Genomic DNA, 14,626 nt, shown 5'->3' on the forward strand with positions numbered 1-14,626 from the left:
CGCAGTATGAGCGTTTTATAGCGAAAATTGTATGTGATTTGAATGAGATAGCTGACGCTGGAAACGTTCTGTTACAGGAAAGGTTCAGTTAGACATCACGAATCACAAAGAGTTTCGCAAATTTTTTTGATATATTTAAAACTTACGGACTTACTTGAAGCACATTTGAGGTGGTTATGAAAAAAATTGCATGTCTTTCAGCACTGGCCGCTGTACTGGCTGTTTCCGCAGGTACCGCTGTAGCTGCTACTTCTACTGTAACTGGTGGTTACGCTCAGAGCGATATGCAGGGCGTGATGAACAAAGCTAACGGTTTCAACCTGAAGTATCGTTACGAGCAGGATAACAACCCACTGGGCGTGATCGGTTCTTTCACCTACACCGAGAAAGATCGTTCTGAAAACGGCGCATACAACAAAGGCCAGTACTACGGCATCACCGCTGGTCCAGCTTACCGTCTGAACGACTGGGCAAGCATCTACGGTGTTGTAGGTGTTGGCTACGGTAAATTCCAGCAGACCGAAAACCAGGGTCTGAACCGCACTGCAAGCAACAGCGACTACGGCTTCTCCTATGGCGCGGGTCTGCAGTTCAACCCAATCCAGGACGTCGCTCTGGACTTCTCTTATGAGCAGAGCCGTATCCGCAACGTTGACGTTGGCACCTGGATCGCGGGCGTAGGTTACCGCTTCTAATCACTTCGGTGAGCCAGTAAAAAATCCGCCCAATGTGGCGGATTTTTTTTACGTTAACCCCTCGCCTTGCAGGAGAGGGTAGCAGATTGCCCGGATTATTTACTCTTAATATCGAAGATATCGGTTCCCAGATGGTTATAGTCAACTTTCTGTAACTTGAAGTTGGTAACGTAAACTGGGGGAGCCTTCTTGTTAGAGACAAACGGGTACGCATTTTTTATCTGCTGTGCCGAAATCCCCGTCCACTGCGAGAAGAAGGTCAGGAAATCATTGGCCGAACGCCGCGCTTTAATAATGCGATGCGTTTTATCATCACTCGACACAACCATAAACGGTACCTGGAAGTTCTGCTGGAACTTGTCGTCGTGCGCCAGATACTGCACCTCTTTACCGCGCTCTTTAAACGCCAGCCCGTGATCCGAGAAGTAGACCATCGAGAAACTGTCACCCGTATTGCGTAACTGATCGTACAGTTTGCTGAGCAGGTCGTCGGTTTGCGTCATGGTGTACAGATAGCATGAGGTCTCCTTGGACTGCACAAACTCTGCGTATTTACCGCCGGTCCGATCGCAGGCCTGCGGGTGAGACCCCATCAGGTGCAGAACAATCAGCTGCGGCTGGGTACGCGGAGAGGCAAAGACCTGCGCCGTCATTTTCAGCAACGCTTCATCTTTCGTATTCTTGTCCGCTTCAAAATCACCGTTCTTCAGGAACTGCACTTCGTCGGCGCGTCTGGCGATACTGGCAATGGCCGTATCGTATTCGCCAATTTGCCCCTGATTGGAGAACCACCAGGTCTGGAAACCTGCCCGGTTCGCCAGGGTAACAAAGTTATCCTGAAACTGGGGTTTGTCATCGACCACCCGGTTCAGCGTCAGGCCGAGAGATTTCTGCGTTGAGCCGCTGGCCGCAACATAATCGGTAAACAGGGTGCCTTTGACCGAACTGGCGAACGGCGTGTTGTCCCAGTGTCCGCCAAATGCTCCCATGGCGTCGCGACGTGCACTTTCACCAATCACCACCACATAGGTGTGATATTTGGGCTTCACGGCCAGCACGTTCCAGGTGTCTTTCATATTTGAAAGCTCAGCCATACGTGCCTGTTCGTCGAGCACCTCTTTATTGTTAACGACGACGTCTTTCACAAAACGGAACACCGGATAGCCGGTATCCTTCAGCTTGAACACCCCACCCCAGGCCAGGTTTTGTACTGGTGCGACAAAGAACGCCACCACGCTGAACACCAGGCACAGGTGCTCAATTTTTCCCCACGTTTTTTTCTCTTCCGGTTTACGGCGAACGGCTATCACGCCAAGGGCAAAGATAAAGAGGCCGACCACGTAGCTGTACCAGGGGAAGATCGTCAGGATCTCTGTCGACTCTTCCATATTGGTCGAGTGCAGCGCCAGCAGGGTATTAAAGTTCGGCGAGCCGTAAGCCTGACCAAACGGGAAATAGAGTGCAGCGACCAGAGAACAGATTCCGACTAACGTTTTTTGCGCGCGCGGAGCCGTTAGCCACAGCACATGCAATATGCAGGTAAAGGCCACGGCATAGAGCAGGCTAAAGGGATAGCCAAGCGCAAAGTTAATCAGTAATGACTGCAAAAAGTAAAATCCCGTCCACGGGCTTAAGGCCCGGCTACGGGTAACAACGGTGTCTATCAGGGTTAAATTCATAGGTCACTATCATGGATAAAAACGCCATGTGCTCACCCTGGCGTCAAGGGTCATAACCTGCCTGACAGTGCGTGGAGAGGGAATGAGGGTCCGCTTCAGCGAGCCGCAAATTGTGCAGGGCTGCAAGAAGATAGTGCGAGCGCTAAATAATAGCAACAGTTGCTAAGCAGATGTTTTGCGAAGGGGATTGCAAATCCGTAAAAAAGATCGGGAATAGGGCGGCTGAAAGCCAGTGTACAGAGGGTTTGTGACGGAAAAATGAAGCGGCGTACCGCAACGCCGCTTAGTGGGAAGGTTTGTCGTCCTGATGCGGGGGTTTGTTGTTAAACATATCGCACAGCATGTTCAACAGCATCAGGCGTACTTTAAAGGGAGAGTGGGTAAACACGTTCATACACCTCTTGAATTCGTTCATGAGACCTCCTGATTTTTGATCCCTTCGATCCGTGAAGGGTGACTGCATTACATACAGATATAGCACAGGCTATATTGTATAGCTATGGCTATTTCGTTAATTTTTTGTGCTTGTAGAGGGATGGTTTACAATGTGCGCTCTCGATACCGGGCGCTGGAAGCGTCACCCCACTGAGGAAGTACAATGAACCGTCGCGCAGGTAAGCCAACAATCAGAAAAACGACGCAACTGGTGAATGTTGAAGAACATGTCGAAGGTTTTCGCCAGGTACGTGAAGCGCATCGTCGTGAGCTGATTGATGACTATGTTGAACTGATTTCCGATTTGATTCGCGAGGTCGGGGAGGCGCGCCAGGTGGATATGGCTGCACGGCTGGGCGTTTCCCAACCGACAGTGGCAAAAATGTTAAAACGTCTGGCCTCCGTGGGCCTGATTGAAATGATCCCCTGGCGCGGCGTCTTTCTGACGCCGGAAGGGGAGAAACTCGCCCAGGAGAGTCGCGAGCGCCACCAGCTCGTCGAAAACTTCTTACTGGTGCTGGGCGTAAGCCCGGAAATTGCCCGCCGGGACGCGGAAGGAATGGAACACCACGTCAGCGAAGAGACGCTGGTTAAGTTTCGCGAATTTACCCTTAAATATGGTCCCTCCGCTGAATGAACATCCCCGGACTGCAGGCCCTGGCACGCGATCGTTTCTTCCATCTCTTATTCATCATTGGCGCAGTACTGAGCATCTTTGTGCCGTTTGCGCCACACACCTGGCCTGCGGTGATTGACTGGCGCACCATCATTACCCTCAGTGGCCTGATGATGCTCACCAAAGGGGTAGAGTTGAGCGGCTATTTTGACGTCCTGGGACGTAAAATGGTGCGCCGCTTTGCCACTGAACGCCGTCTGGCGCTGTTTATGGTGTTCTCTGCTGCGGTGCTGTCGACGTTTCTGACCAACGACGTGGCGCTGTTTATCATCGTGCCACTCACGCTCACGTTGCGTAAGCTCTGCGAGATCCCGGTTAGCCGGCTGATCATTTTTGAGGCGCTGGCCGTTAACGCCGGTTCGCTTCTGACCCCTATCGGCAACCCACAAAATATTCTCCTGTGGGGACGCTCCGGGCTGTCGTTTGCCGCTTTTACCTGGCAGATGGCTCCGCTGGCGCTGGTGATGATGGTGTCGCTGCTGGCGGTCTGCTGGTTCGCGTTCCCGGTCAAAAAACTGCAGTATCACAGCGGTACCACGGGCCCGCAGTGGCAGCCGCGTCTGGTGTGGAGTTGTCTGGCGCTGTACATCGTTTTCCTGTTCGCGCTGGAACTGAAGTATGAACTGGCGGGCGTACTGCTCGTCGCCGCCGGTTTTTTATTCCTGGCGCGGCGCGTGCTGGTCAGCGTGGACTGGACGTTATTGCTGGTCTTTATGGTGATGTTTATTGATGTGCATCTGCTTATCCAGCTTCCGGTACTGCAACACGTTCTGCACAGCGTCAGCGGCCTGTCGCAGCCGGGATTGTGGCTCACGGCGATTGGTCTGTCACAGTTCATCAGCAACGTGCCTTCCACCATTTTACTCCTCAACTACGTTCCCCCTGACACGCTGCTGGCGTGGGCGGTGAATATCGGCGGGTTTGGGCTGCTGCCCGGTTCGCTTGCTAACCTGATTGCCCTGCGTATGGCTAACGATCGTCGTATCTGGTGGCGTTTCCATGTCTGGTCGATCCCGATGCTGATTTGGGCCGCGGCGATCGGTTTCGGAATTTTCCTTCTCATATAGTGCGCAATTTGTCAGTTTTTCCTGGCAAACGTATAGCAACGTCCTAGCTTTAGTGAACGGCATAGTGTGATGCCGCTCACTGACAGGACTGTTGCTGACCTATGGCTGAAGATCAAAACCTGCCTGCTGACGAGCAGGAAAACAACACTAAACAGCGTAAGCGCCCGGGCAAAAAACCGTTAATCATCCTTGGCATTGTCGTGGTGGTGATGGTTATCGTGGCGCTGGTCTGGTGGTTTTTAACCCGTAACGAAGAGACCACTGACGACGCCTTTACCGACGGTGATGTGGTGACGATTGCCCCGAAAACGGCAGGCTATGTCACCGAGCTGCGCGTGCGCGATAACCAGCGGGTGAAAAAGGGTGACCTGCTGGTGGTTATCGATCCGCGTGATACCACTGCCCAGCGCGATCAGGCGCAGGCCCAGCTTGGGCTGGCGATAGCCCAGCTGCATCAGGCTCAGGCGCAGCTGGCGCTGTCAAAAGTCCAGTATCCCGCTCAGCGTGATGAAGCCAAAGCGCAGGTGATTAAAGCGCAGGCCGATCTGGCCAATGCGCAGGCGGAGTATCGCCGCCAGCGAGGCGTTGACCCGCGAGCGACCACCCAGCAAAGTATTGATACCGCCAATGCCCAGCTGCGCAGTGCCCAGGCGGGCCTGGCAAGTGCGCAGGCGCAGCTTGAAGTGGCGGAGCAGGTACAGCTGCAGATCCGCCAGCAGGAAACCAATGTGGAAGCGCGTCAGCGCCAGGTCGATCAGGCCAAAGCGCAGCTGGAAACCGCGACGCTGAACCTCTCTTACACCGAAGTCCGCGCCCCGTTTGACGGTTTTGTCACTAAACGCAACGTCCAGCCCGGCACCCTGGTGCAGGCGGGTACTGCGCTGTTTTCACTGGTCTCGCCGAATGTGTGGGTGGTGGCGAACTTTAAAGAATCGCAGCTCGAACGCATGAAGTCGGGCGATAAGGTCGAGGTGTCCGTAGATGCCTGGCCGGATATGGCGCTCGAAGGCCATGTCGACAGTATTCAACAGGGCAGCGGCTCGCGTTTCTCCGCCTTCCCGTCGGAAAACGCTACCGGTAACTTTGTCAAAATCGTTCAGCGCGTGCCGGTGAAGATCGTGATTGATAAAGGGCTGGATCCCAACAAACCGCTGCCGCTTGGGCTGTCGGTGGCACCGAAGGTGACAGTGGAATGACGGATCACAGCCACGACAACTGGCGACCTGCCAGTAATCCGTGGGCGGTGGCGATTGTGGTCACGCTGGCGGTGTTTATGGAGATCCTCGACACCACTATCGTTAACGTGGCACTCCCGCATGTGGCCGGGTCGCTCTCGTCCAGCTACGACGAATCCACCTGGGTATTGACCAGCTACCTGGTGGCAAACGGCATAGTGCTGCCGATATCGGCTTTCCTGAGCCGGGTTTTTGGCCGCAAGCAGTTCTTCCTGATCTGCATCGTGATGTTCACCGTCTGTTCGTTCCTGTGCGGGATCGCCACCGAGCTGTGGCAGATCATTCTTTTTCGCGTAATGCAGGGCTTTTTCGGCGGCGGGCTGCAGCCCACGCAGCAGTCGGTGCTGCTCGACTACTTTAAACCCGAGGACCGGGGTAAAGCGTTTGGTCTGTCGTCAATCGCCATCATCGTTGCGCCGGTACTTGGCCCGACGCTGGGCGGCTGGATCACCGATAACTACTCCTGGCGCTGGGTTTTCTTCATCAACATTCCGGTGGGGATTGTAACGGTGCTGGCGATCTACCAGCTGCTGGAAGACCCGCCATGGGAAAGCAAATCGAAAGAAAAGCTGTCTATCGACTGGACGGGGATTGGCCTGATCGCGCTGGGGCTGGGCTGCCTGCAGGTGATGCTCGACCGGGGAGAAGATGAGGACTGGTTTTATTCGAACTTTATTCGCACCTTCGCCGTGCTGACGCTCATCGGCATTATTGGAGCGATTTACTGGCTGGTGTATGCCAAAAAACCGGTGGTAGATCTGCACTGCATGAAAGATCGCAACTTCGCCATCTCCAGCCTGCTGATGGCGGGCATGGCGATGATTCTGTACGGCAGTTCGGTGGTGATTCCGCAGCTTGCACAGCAGGATCTGGGCTACACCGCCACCTGGTCCGGGCTGGTGCTTTCGCCGGGCGCCGTGTTGATCGTATTGACTATCCCGCTGGTGCTGAAGCTGATGCCGGTGGTGCAGACGCGCTGGATTATCGCTTTTGGTTTTACCTGCCTGGCGGTGTCGTTCTTCTGGTCACGTACGCTGACCCCGGATATCGATTTCGAAACGCTGGTGTTGTTCCGCAGCGCCCAGTCGATAGGGCTTGGGTTCCTGTTTGTTCCTCTCACCACCATTGCTTTTATTTCGATACCGAGGCGGCTGAACGCCGATGCGGCGGCGCTGTTCACCATGTTTCGCAACGTGGCGGGCTCAATTGGCATCTCGCTTTCTACGGCGGCCATTACCGAACGTTCCCAGGCGCACAGCGCGCATCTGGCCTATCACGCGTCACCGTTTAATGAACAGTTCCAGCTGGCGATACGCGAAAGCGCACAGGCGATCCAGAACTTCACCACTCAGGTCGGGGACCCTACCGGTATCGCCACCGGGCGCATGTACCAGACCATGATCGAGCAGTCGCGCTTCCTGGCGTATATCGACGTGTTCACCATTCTGAGCGTGGTAGCCATGTTACTGATTCCGTTTTGTTTGTTGCTCTCGCCGGTTAAGAGCGAGGGGAGTGCAGGAGCACATTGATGATACACAGACGTTTAACCCCCCTGATGATCATGCTGCTGGCAGGCTGTGCCGTGGGGCCAGATTACCAGCCGCCGGCGTCGCAGACCCCGACACACTGGAACGATCCGGGTGACAGCGGCGTGAAGTCAAAAACGGCCTCGACGGCAACCAACCCACGCTGGTGGAAAACCTTCGGTTCACCGCAGCTGGACAGCCTGATAGAGCGCGCGATCGCGGGAAATTTATCCCTGCAGCAGACGGTGTTGCGTATTGCCGGGGCGCGCGAACAGATTAACCAGGCGGGTGGGGCGTTTTACCCTTCCGTAAACGGTAATCTGCAGGCCACGCGCCAGCAGCTTGGGCTGGAGGGAGAGCTGAAATCCCACGGCGTGTACGACCAGCTTGATAACGTGGATCCTGAACTCAGGGGCGCGCTAGGACCGCTGACGCAGCCGATCAATCTTTACCAGGGGAGCTTCGATGCGCAGTGGGAAATCGACCTGTGGGGCAAGGTGCGCCGACAGGTAGAGGCTGCCGAAGCGCAGCAGAAAGCGGCGATAGAGCAGCGTAACGACGCGCTGGTGTCGCTGGAGGCGGAAGTGGCGCGCGCATGGCTGCAGCTGCGGGGGGCGCAGAGCATCATTGCCACGCTAAACACCCAGATTAAGAGCGCGCAACAAACCCTGGAACTCACCGAAAGCCGCCAGCGGGGCGGGCTGTCACCGCAGATGGACGTTGAAAACGCGCGTGCCCAGTTGGGGAACCTCGAAGCGCAGCTTCCTCAGTATCAGGCCCAGGCACGGCAGGCAATGAATGGCCTCGCGATTTTACTCGGCAAGCCGCCGGGGGCGCTGGATGCGGAGCTGCAGTCGGCGCAGCCGATGCCCGCCCTGCCGGATATCGTACAAACGGGTATCCCCTCTACGCTGGCCCGTCGTCGTCCTGACGTGCGCGAGGCGGAAGCCAACCTCCACGCCGCCACGGCGCAGATTGGCGTTTCCGTGGCGCAGCTGTTCCCGAGCTTTACCCTCTCCGGGCAGTTCGGCCTGCGAAACAGCGAAACCAACTGGCTGACGGACTGGAGCAGCCACTTCTACAGCTTCGGCCCGCAGGTCTCGATACCGATTTTCCAGGGCGGAAGACTGGTCTCGAGCGTGAAGGTGGCGCGTGCGCAGCAGGGCGCGGCAGTGCTCGACTACCGCCAGACGGTGCTCACCGCGCTCGGGGACGTAGAGAATGCGCTGGTGAGCTACCGCACCGATCAGCAGCGTGAAGCCGGCCTTGCTAAAACCATCGATGCGTTGCAAAACGCGTTTGATTTGGCAAGCGACAGCTACCGGCAGGGGATCGCCAGCTTTATTGACGTGCTGGATGCCCAGCGGCAGCTGGCGCAGGCGCAGCAGCAACGCGCGCAGGCGCAGGTACAAAGCGCTCTCGATCTGGTGGCGCTCTACAAAGCGCTGGGCGGCGGCTGGGAGCCGTATCAGCAGGTGCAATTACCGGATTACAAGGTCTTTGGTGAGGCTCCGCGCGGATAAGATTCAGAGGATTGGGCAAGAAACGGACAGGAACACCACATTCGCGATGGCTATGGGGCGGGTATAACTATCGGGTACCCATCGAACGACATGCGAGGATTATCTTATGCGTTATCAAAAACTGGGCAATACCGGTCTGTTTGTGTCTGAACTGTGCCTTGGCACCATGACCTTCGGCGGAGAAGGCGGCATGTGGGGCAAGATTGGTCAGCTGCAGCAAAGTGAAGCCGAGCAGCTGGTGGGCCGTGCACTGGATGCCGGAATTAATTTCATCGATACCGCGGATGTGTATTCGGAAGGGCGCTCGGAGGAGATCACCGGCCAGGCGCTGAAGAACCTGAAAATTCCGCGCGAAAACGTGGTGGTTGCCACCAAAGTGTTTGGCGAAACGGGCACGGCCGGGGTGAACTCCCGCGGCAGTTCGCGCTATCACATCATCAGTAGCGTCAAAGAGAGCCTGCGCCGTCTGCAGCTCGATCATATCGATCTGTATCAGCTCCACGGTTTTGACCCGGCAACCCCGGTCGAAGAGATGCTCTACGCGCTGGATAACCTGGTGCAGCATGGGCACGTGCGTTATATCGGCGTCTCTAACTGGGCGGCGTGGCAGATTGCCAAAGCGCTGGGCATTTCCGAACGCCTTGGACTGGCGCGTTTTGCTTCGCTGCAGGCGTATTACACCATCGCCGGGCGCGATCTTGAGCGTGAACTGATACCGATGATGCAGAGTGAAGGCGTCGGGTTGATGGTCTGGAGCCCACTGGCAGGTGGTCTGCTTAGCGGAAAATATGGCCGTGACGGGCAGAGTGAATCTGGCGGTCGCCGCCTGGAATTTGACTTCCCGCCGGTGAATAAAGAGCGTGCTTTCGATTGCGTGGATGTGATGCGCACTCTGGCCGAGCGCAAGGGGGTCTCTGTGGCGCAAATTGCGCTGGCGTGGTTACTGCATCAGAAGGCCGTAACCAGCGTCATTATTGGTGCCAAACGTGTCGACCAGCTGGACGACAACATTGCCGCCACCGGGATCCGTTTAAGCGAAGACGAGCTTAAACAGCTTGATGCCGTCAGCGCGCTGCCGCGCGAGTACCCGGGCTGGATGCTGGAGCGGCAGGGTGAATATCGCCGTCATCAGCTCGCACAACAATAACCGTCCTTCCCCCGGTCTCGCTTCGCTGACCGGGTTTTTTTCCCGCCTTGCTCACAAAAAACGATCCTCCTCTTTGATTGATTTTTCGTCTTCGCCTATATGACTAGTCATGAAATTTTAAATGACTAGTCATATAGGGAGCGATCATGAATCAATTTCTGCCAGCCAATTTTTTATGGGGCAATTCCGTATCCAGTATGCAGACGGAGGGAGCCTGGAATGAGGGAGGAAAGGGAATGTCGGTATATGACATTCGCGAAGCCGGGGAGAACGTTTCTGACTGGAAAGTCGCGACCGATTCCTACCACCGCTATCGGGAAGATTTCGACCTGATGCAGGATCTGGGCATGAACTGCTACCGCTTTCAGATCGCCTGGAGCCGCGTATGTCCACAGGGCGACGGTGACTTCAACGACGAAGGTATCGCCTTTTATGACCGCTTTATTAACGATTTAATTGCCCGCGGCATTGAGCCGATGATCTGCCTCTACCACTTCGATATGCCGCTGGCGCTGGCGCAGGAGTACAACGGTTTTAACGATCGCCGTGTGATGGACGCGTTTATCCGCTACGGCAAAAAAATGATCGACTGTTACGGCGACCGGGTGAAGTACTGGCTGACGTTTAACGAGCAGAACATCTTCCACATGCCGGAAGCCTTCCGGATCTCGGGCTATATGAAAGGCGAGAAAACCCTGCGCGAGCTGTATGAACTGCAGCACCACACCATGGTCGCGCATATGACCCTGACCGAATACCTGCACCAGACCCGTCCGGGGCAGCTGATGGGCGGCATGCTGGCGCACCAGCTGGTCTATCCGGCGACCTGTAAACCGCGTGATATCTTCTGCGCCCAGCAGTATGACGAATTCCTCAACCAGAACCTGCTGCGCGTCTTTGCCGGCCAGGGTTACAGCCCGGCGGTGATGGCGGTCGTGGAACAGCAAGGTTTTGCGGATATCTACCGCGCTGAGGATCTTGCGCTGCTGGCGCGTACCAAAAACGACTATATGGCCTTCAGTTACTACGCCAGTAAAACCCTCGACAGCGATGCGATCCCCGAAGGAACGCCGGTCAACGATTACCTTCTGCACGGTGATAAAAATAACCCGTACCTGAAAGCGACCGAATGGAACTGGCAGATTGATCCGCTGGGCTTTCGCACCATCATCACCCGCTATTACAACGACTGGCGTATGCCGGTATTCCCGATTGAAAACGGTATTGGGGTGATCGAGTCCTGGGACGGTGTGAATCCGATTGAAGATACCTACCGTATTGACTACCACCGGGCGCATATCGAGGCGATGAAACAAGCCATGTTTGAGGATGGCGCAGAGGTGATCGGTTACCTCGGCTGGGGCTTAATCGACATTCTGAGTTCACAGGGAGACATGCGTAAGCGTTACGGCGTGGTCTATGTGAACCGTGAAAACCACGACCTCAAAGACTTGAAGCGCGTACCGAAGAAGAGCTACGCATGGTTGAAACAGGTTATCCATACCAACGGACGCGAGATGTAAGCCGTACGCTGCCGGGCCGTTTTTGTGACTGATTGAAGGGAAATATCCGCTATGTCTGAAACAAAAATAACACCGCATATGCAGTCTTTTGTCGACAGATTTGTTGAGTTCTCGGCGCGCCTGGCAAACCAGGTGCACCTGCGTTCCCTGCGCGATGCCTTCGCCACGGTCATGCCCATTTTCATCCTTGCCGGTCTGGCGGTGCTGGTGAATAACGTGGTATTTCCATGGATTTTTGAAGGCGACACGCTGGCGCATTTTAAGGTGTGGGGCGAGGCGATTATTAACGGTACGCTGAATATCGCCGCGCTGTTGCTGGCACCGATGATTGCCTGGTCGCTGGCACGCAACAAAGACTTCGACAACCCGGTCTCGGCAGTGGTTATCGCCATCAGCAGTTTTATCATTATGATGCCGATGCGCTTACAGCTCACGCCCGTCGGCAGCGACGCCACGGTGAACGTCACGCAGGTGCTGACGTTCTCCAATATTGGCTCAACCGGCATTTTTGCCGGGGTGCTGATTGGTCTGCTCTCAACGGAACTGTTTATCGCCATTTCTCGTCTGAAAGCGCTGCACATTTCTTTAGGTGAAAATGTACCGCCGGCGGTCAGTAAATCGTTTACCGCGCTGATCCCGACGATCCTGACGCTTTCCCTGTTTGCCATACTGGCCGCGCTTCTGGCGAACGTGTTGCACACGGATCTCATCCATCTGATCACCACTTTTATTCAGCAGCCGCTGCGCCTGATCAATACCAGCCTGCCGGGCACGATTTTTATCTATAGCTTTGGTAACTTCCTGTTCACGCTTGGGATCCATCAGTCAGTGGTTAACAGCGTGGTGCTGGAGCCGTTTCTGCTGATCAACACCAACGAGAATATGCTGGCCTTTGCCAACGGTCAGCCTGTCCCACATATCATCAATAATATCTTTGTACCGACCTTTGGTATGGTGGGGGGCACCGGCAGCACGATTTCCCTGTTGATTGCCATTTTCGTCTTCTCACGGCAAAAATCGGCGAAACAGGTGGCCCGTTTGTCGCTGGCGCCGGGTCTGTTTAACATCAACGAGCCGGTCATTTTTGGCCTGCCGATTGTGTTCAACCTGCCGCTGATGATCCCCTTTGTGCTGCTACCTGCCATAGGTATCTGGTTTGCGTGGCTCTGTACTACCCTGGGGTTAATGTCGCGCTGTGTGGTTATGATCCCGTGGACAACTCCGCCCATTCTGAGCGCCTGGCTGGCAACGGCAGGGGACTGGCGCGCCGTGGTCGTGCAGTTGGCAATCATTGTATTTGGTGTATTCTTCTACCTGCCTTTCCTCAAAATTGCCGAGAGAGTGGCATTAAAAAACAGCGGGACAGAAAACTAACAGAAAGGAAGGACGATGGCGGCGAAGTACATCACCATAGCGCGGGAAATTAAGAAACGCATTATTAGCCAGCAATACGCCGCCAACGAACCGCTCCCGGACCAGTTTGCCCTGGCGGCGGAGTTCAGCACCAGCCGGATGACCATACAGCAGGCCATACGCCAGTTAATTGTGGAAGGGCTGATCTATACCCGTCAGGGGCAGGGGACGTTTATCCGCAAAAATTTCCTGCAACTCTCGCAGTGGGATCTTTCCGGCAGCGACTACTTCGGCGCAACAAAAACCTGGGAGCATCTGGGCACCGTTTCCAGCGTCGTGGTCCATTTCGAGCTGCGCTTTCCGAACGAGAAGGAGCAGGCCTCGCTGATGATTAACGCCGATGCGCCTGTCTATGACTTTGTTCGTCTGCGTCTGCTTAACGGTGAGCCGATGTCGCTGGACTCCACCGTAATGCCGCTTAATCTGGTGCCCGGTCTGAATAAAAGCCATCTTGAAGGCTCCGTGTTCCGCTACGTGCAGGAGACGCTGGGGCTGAAAATTATGGGGTCGTACCGGGTGGTGCGGGCGCTAAAACCGAACGCGCTGGATATGCAACACCTTATCTGCGAGCAGACCGATCCGGTGCTGGAGGTGGAGCAGGTTATCTATCTGGAGGATGGCACACCGCTTGAGTATGCCCACTGTCACTACCGTTACGACCACGGCGGGATAGTTATCGTCAATAACGGATAAAAAAAAGCGGGCATCAGAGCCCGCTTTTTTATTCTCAGACCCGGTCAGCAAAGCGCCACCGGGCAGAGGGTCAGTTCAGACGCACTGGCATACCAGAACGGTTCTGAACGGCCTGGTCAACAATCGCTGTCTCTACATCCGGCTGAGAGGTCACGGACTGCACCGCGCTGTTCAGCGTAACCGGAACGATTTCGTTGTTGTTGATCTGGTCTTCGCTGGTGGACAGCGGGTTATGTACTTCAATGTAACGGCTGCCATCCGGCTCAGACGTCGCTTTAACCGGTTCGTTGATGAACTGGACGCGGGTTCCGACCGGCACGTTTTCGAACAGGAATTTGATGTCTTCGTTACGCAGACGTACGCAGCCGTGGCTTACGCGCAGGCCGATACCGAAGTTGGCGTTGGTCCCGTGAATCGCGTACAGACGGCCAATGTACAGCGCGTACAGACCCATTGGGTTATCCGGGCCTGCCGGTACAACAGCTGGCAGGGGTTCACCCGCAGCGATGTACTCTGCGTGCATTTTGGCGGTTGGCGTCCAGGTTGGGCCTGCTTTCTTACGCTCAACTTTGGTCGTCCAGTTCATTGGGGTGTCTTTACCCAACTGGCCGATACCGATTGGCAGCACGATAACCGTGTTGGTGCCTTTCGGATAGTAATACAGACGCATTTCCGCGCTGTTGATGACAATACCTTCATGGACGGTATCCGGCAGGATCAGCTGCTGAGGAATGTTCAGCACGGTACCGGCTTTAGGCAGATACGGGTCAACACCCGGATTCGCTTCCAGCATGTTAGACAGGCCCAACTGGTACTGCGCCGCGAAATATTCCAGTGGCTGAGCGTTACCTTCAGGCACCGTGACCACCTGGTTTTGACCAACCAGACGGCTACCGTCTGTCGGCAGCGGATAAGTCACCGCAGAAGCGGTTTTGCAAAAACCTACTACGGCTAACGCCGCCGCAAAAAGCGTTGTTAATTTCATGTTCATGTTGTGCGAGGTATCTAAGCCAT

Annotated in this window: 13 protein-coding genes; 10 read left to right on the forward strand and 3 right to left on the reverse strand. The window is 55.4% G+C overall.

The features are described from left to right. Window positions 1-176: 176 nt before the first annotated feature. Window positions 177-695: an outer membrane protein OmpX gene (gene ompX, locus QRN24_RS20120; protein WP_020884910.1), complete on the forward strand. Its 519-nt coding sequence runs from the start codon at window positions 177-179 to the stop codon at window positions 693-695. A 95-nt stretch (window positions 696-790) separates the two neighbouring features. Here ompX and QRN24_RS20125 read toward each other — a convergent pair whose 3' ends face one another. Continuing rightward, on the reverse strand, window positions 791-2,374 hold the full coding sequence (locus QRN24_RS20125) for a phosphoethanolamine transferase (RefSeq protein WP_284942991.1): 1,584 nt from the start codon (window positions 2,372-2,374) through the stop codon (window positions 791-793). Between the two features lie 283 nt (window positions 2,375-2,657). Continuing rightward, window positions 2,658-2,789, reverse strand: a complete 132-nt coding sequence (gene mntS, locus QRN24_RS20130; RefSeq protein WP_020884908.1) for a manganase accumulation protein MntS — start codon at window positions 2,787-2,789, stop codon at window positions 2,658-2,660. A gap of 183 nt (window positions 2,790-2,972) precedes the next feature. Here mntS and mntR point away from each other — a divergent pair, with 183 nt between their 5' ends. The 9 genes from mntR to QRN24_RS20175 all read left to right on the forward strand — a co-directional run bounded on the left by mntR (window position 2,973) and on the right by QRN24_RS20175 (window position 13,612). Continuing rightward, window positions 2,973-3,446, forward strand: coding sequence for a manganese-binding transcriptional regulator MntR (gene mntR / locus QRN24_RS20135; protein WP_014169260.1), 474 nt, complete (start codon window positions 2,973-2,975; stop codon window positions 3,444-3,446). Beyond that, a complete protein-coding gene (locus tag QRN24_RS20140; RefSeq protein ID WP_040016987.1) occupies window positions 3,443-4,552 on the forward strand; it encodes an anion transporter in 1,110 nt (369 codons plus the stop codon). Before mntR ends, QRN24_RS20140 begins: the two co-directional genes overlap by 4 nt. Before the next feature lie 101 nt (window positions 4,553-4,653). Then, window positions 4,654-5,748, forward strand: coding sequence for an HlyD family secretion protein (locus QRN24_RS20145; protein WP_284942992.1), 1,095 nt, complete (start codon window positions 4,654-4,656; stop codon window positions 5,746-5,748). Continuing rightward, a complete protein-coding gene (locus tag QRN24_RS20150; RefSeq protein WP_014169264.1) occupies window positions 5,745-7,316 on the forward strand; it encodes a DHA2 family efflux MFS transporter permease subunit in 1,572 nt (523 codons plus the stop codon). Before QRN24_RS20145 ends, QRN24_RS20150 begins: the two co-directional genes overlap by 4 nt. Continuing rightward, complete coding sequence (locus QRN24_RS20155; RefSeq protein WP_025204620.1) at window positions 7,316-8,836, forward strand: efflux transporter outer membrane subunit; 1,521 nt, start codon at window positions 7,316-7,318, stop codon at window positions 8,834-8,836. The genes QRN24_RS20150 and QRN24_RS20155 overlap by 1 nt, the downstream gene beginning before the upstream one ends. Before the next feature lie 106 nt (window positions 8,837-8,942). Next, window positions 8,943-9,983: an aldo/keto reductase gene (locus tag QRN24_RS20160; RefSeq protein ID WP_014169266.1), complete on the forward strand. Its 1,041-nt coding sequence runs from the start codon at window positions 8,943-8,945 to the stop codon at window positions 9,981-9,983. A gap of 146 nt (window positions 9,984-10,129) precedes the next feature. Continuing rightward, the gene (locus tag QRN24_RS20165) at window positions 10,130-11,506 is read left to right on the forward strand and encodes a glycoside hydrolase family 1 protein (RefSeq protein WP_032681380.1); all 1,377 of its coding nucleotides are present in this window, start codon (window positions 10,130-10,132) and stop codon (window positions 11,504-11,506) included. Window positions 11,507-11,557: 51 nt separating this feature from the next. Beyond that, entirely contained in the window at window positions 11,558-12,880 is a 1,323-nt protein-coding gene (locus QRN24_RS20170; protein ID WP_108648541.1) for a PTS sugar transporter subunit IIC, read from the forward strand. Between the two features lie 15 nt (window positions 12,881-12,895). Then, window positions 12,896-13,612: a GntR family transcriptional regulator gene (locus tag QRN24_RS20175; RefSeq protein WP_014169269.1), complete on the forward strand. Its 717-nt coding sequence runs from the start codon at window positions 12,896-12,898 to the stop codon at window positions 13,610-13,612. Between the two features lie 70 nt (window positions 13,613-13,682). Here QRN24_RS20175 and ldtB read toward each other — a convergent pair whose 3' ends face one another. Next, a complete protein-coding gene (gene ldtB, locus QRN24_RS20180) occupies window positions 13,683-14,603 on the reverse strand; it encodes a L,D-transpeptidase (RefSeq protein ID WP_025204618.1) in 921 nt (306 codons plus the stop codon). Between the last annotated feature and the right edge of the window lie 23 nt (window positions 14,604-14,626).

It is taken from the genome of Enterobacter sp. MEB024, from assembly GCF_030209635.1.
Taxonomy (GTDB): Bacteria; Pseudomonadota; Gammaproteobacteria; order Enterobacterales; family Enterobacteriaceae; genus Enterobacter; species Enterobacter ludwigii.

Bases quoted from the DNA above. Each gene is read 5' to 3' on its own strand.
- QRN24_RS20170 (WP_108648541.1), top strand. From the start codon at position 11,558: ATGTCTGAAACAAAAATAACACCGCATATGCAGTCTTTTGTCGACAGA.
- QRN24_RS20155 (WP_025204620.1), top strand. From the start codon at position 7,316: ATGATACACAGACGTTTAACCCCCCTGATGATCATGCTGCTGGCAGGC.
- ompX (WP_020884910.1), top strand. From the start codon at position 177: ATGAAAAAAATTGCATGTCTTTCAGCACTGGCCGCTGTACTGGCTGTT.
- ldtB (WP_025204618.1), bottom strand. From the start codon at position 14,603: ATGAACATGAAATTAACAACGCTTTTTGCGGCGGCGTTAGCCGTAGTA.
- QRN24_RS20160 (WP_014169266.1), top strand. From the start codon at position 8,943: ATGCGTTATCAAAAACTGGGCAATACCGGTCTGTTTGTGTCTGAACTG.
- QRN24_RS20125 (WP_284942991.1), bottom strand. From the start codon at position 2,374: ATGAATTTAACCCTGATAGACACCGTTGTTACCCGTAGCCGGGCCTTA.
- mntS (WP_020884908.1), bottom strand. From the start codon at position 2,789: ATGAACGAATTCAAGAGGTGTATGAACGTGTTTACCCACTCTCCCTTT.
- QRN24_RS20175 (WP_014169269.1), top strand. From the start codon at position 12,896: ATGGCGGCGAAGTACATCACCATAGCGCGGGAAATTAAGAAACGCATT.
- QRN24_RS20140 (WP_040016987.1), top strand. From the start codon at position 3,443: ATGAACATCCCCGGACTGCAGGCCCTGGCACGCGATCGTTTCTTCCAT.
- QRN24_RS20145 (WP_284942992.1), top strand. From the start codon at position 4,654: ATGGCTGAAGATCAAAACCTGCCTGCTGACGAGCAGGAAAACAACACT.
- QRN24_RS20150 (WP_014169264.1), top strand. From the start codon at position 5,745: ATGACGGATCACAGCCACGACAACTGGCGACCTGCCAGTAATCCGTGG.
- QRN24_RS20165 (WP_032681380.1), top strand. From the start codon at position 10,130: ATGAATCAATTTCTGCCAGCCAATTTTTTATGGGGCAATTCCGTATCC.
- mntR (WP_014169260.1), top strand. From the start codon at position 2,973: ATGAACCGTCGCGCAGGTAAGCCAACAATCAGAAAAACGACGCAACTG.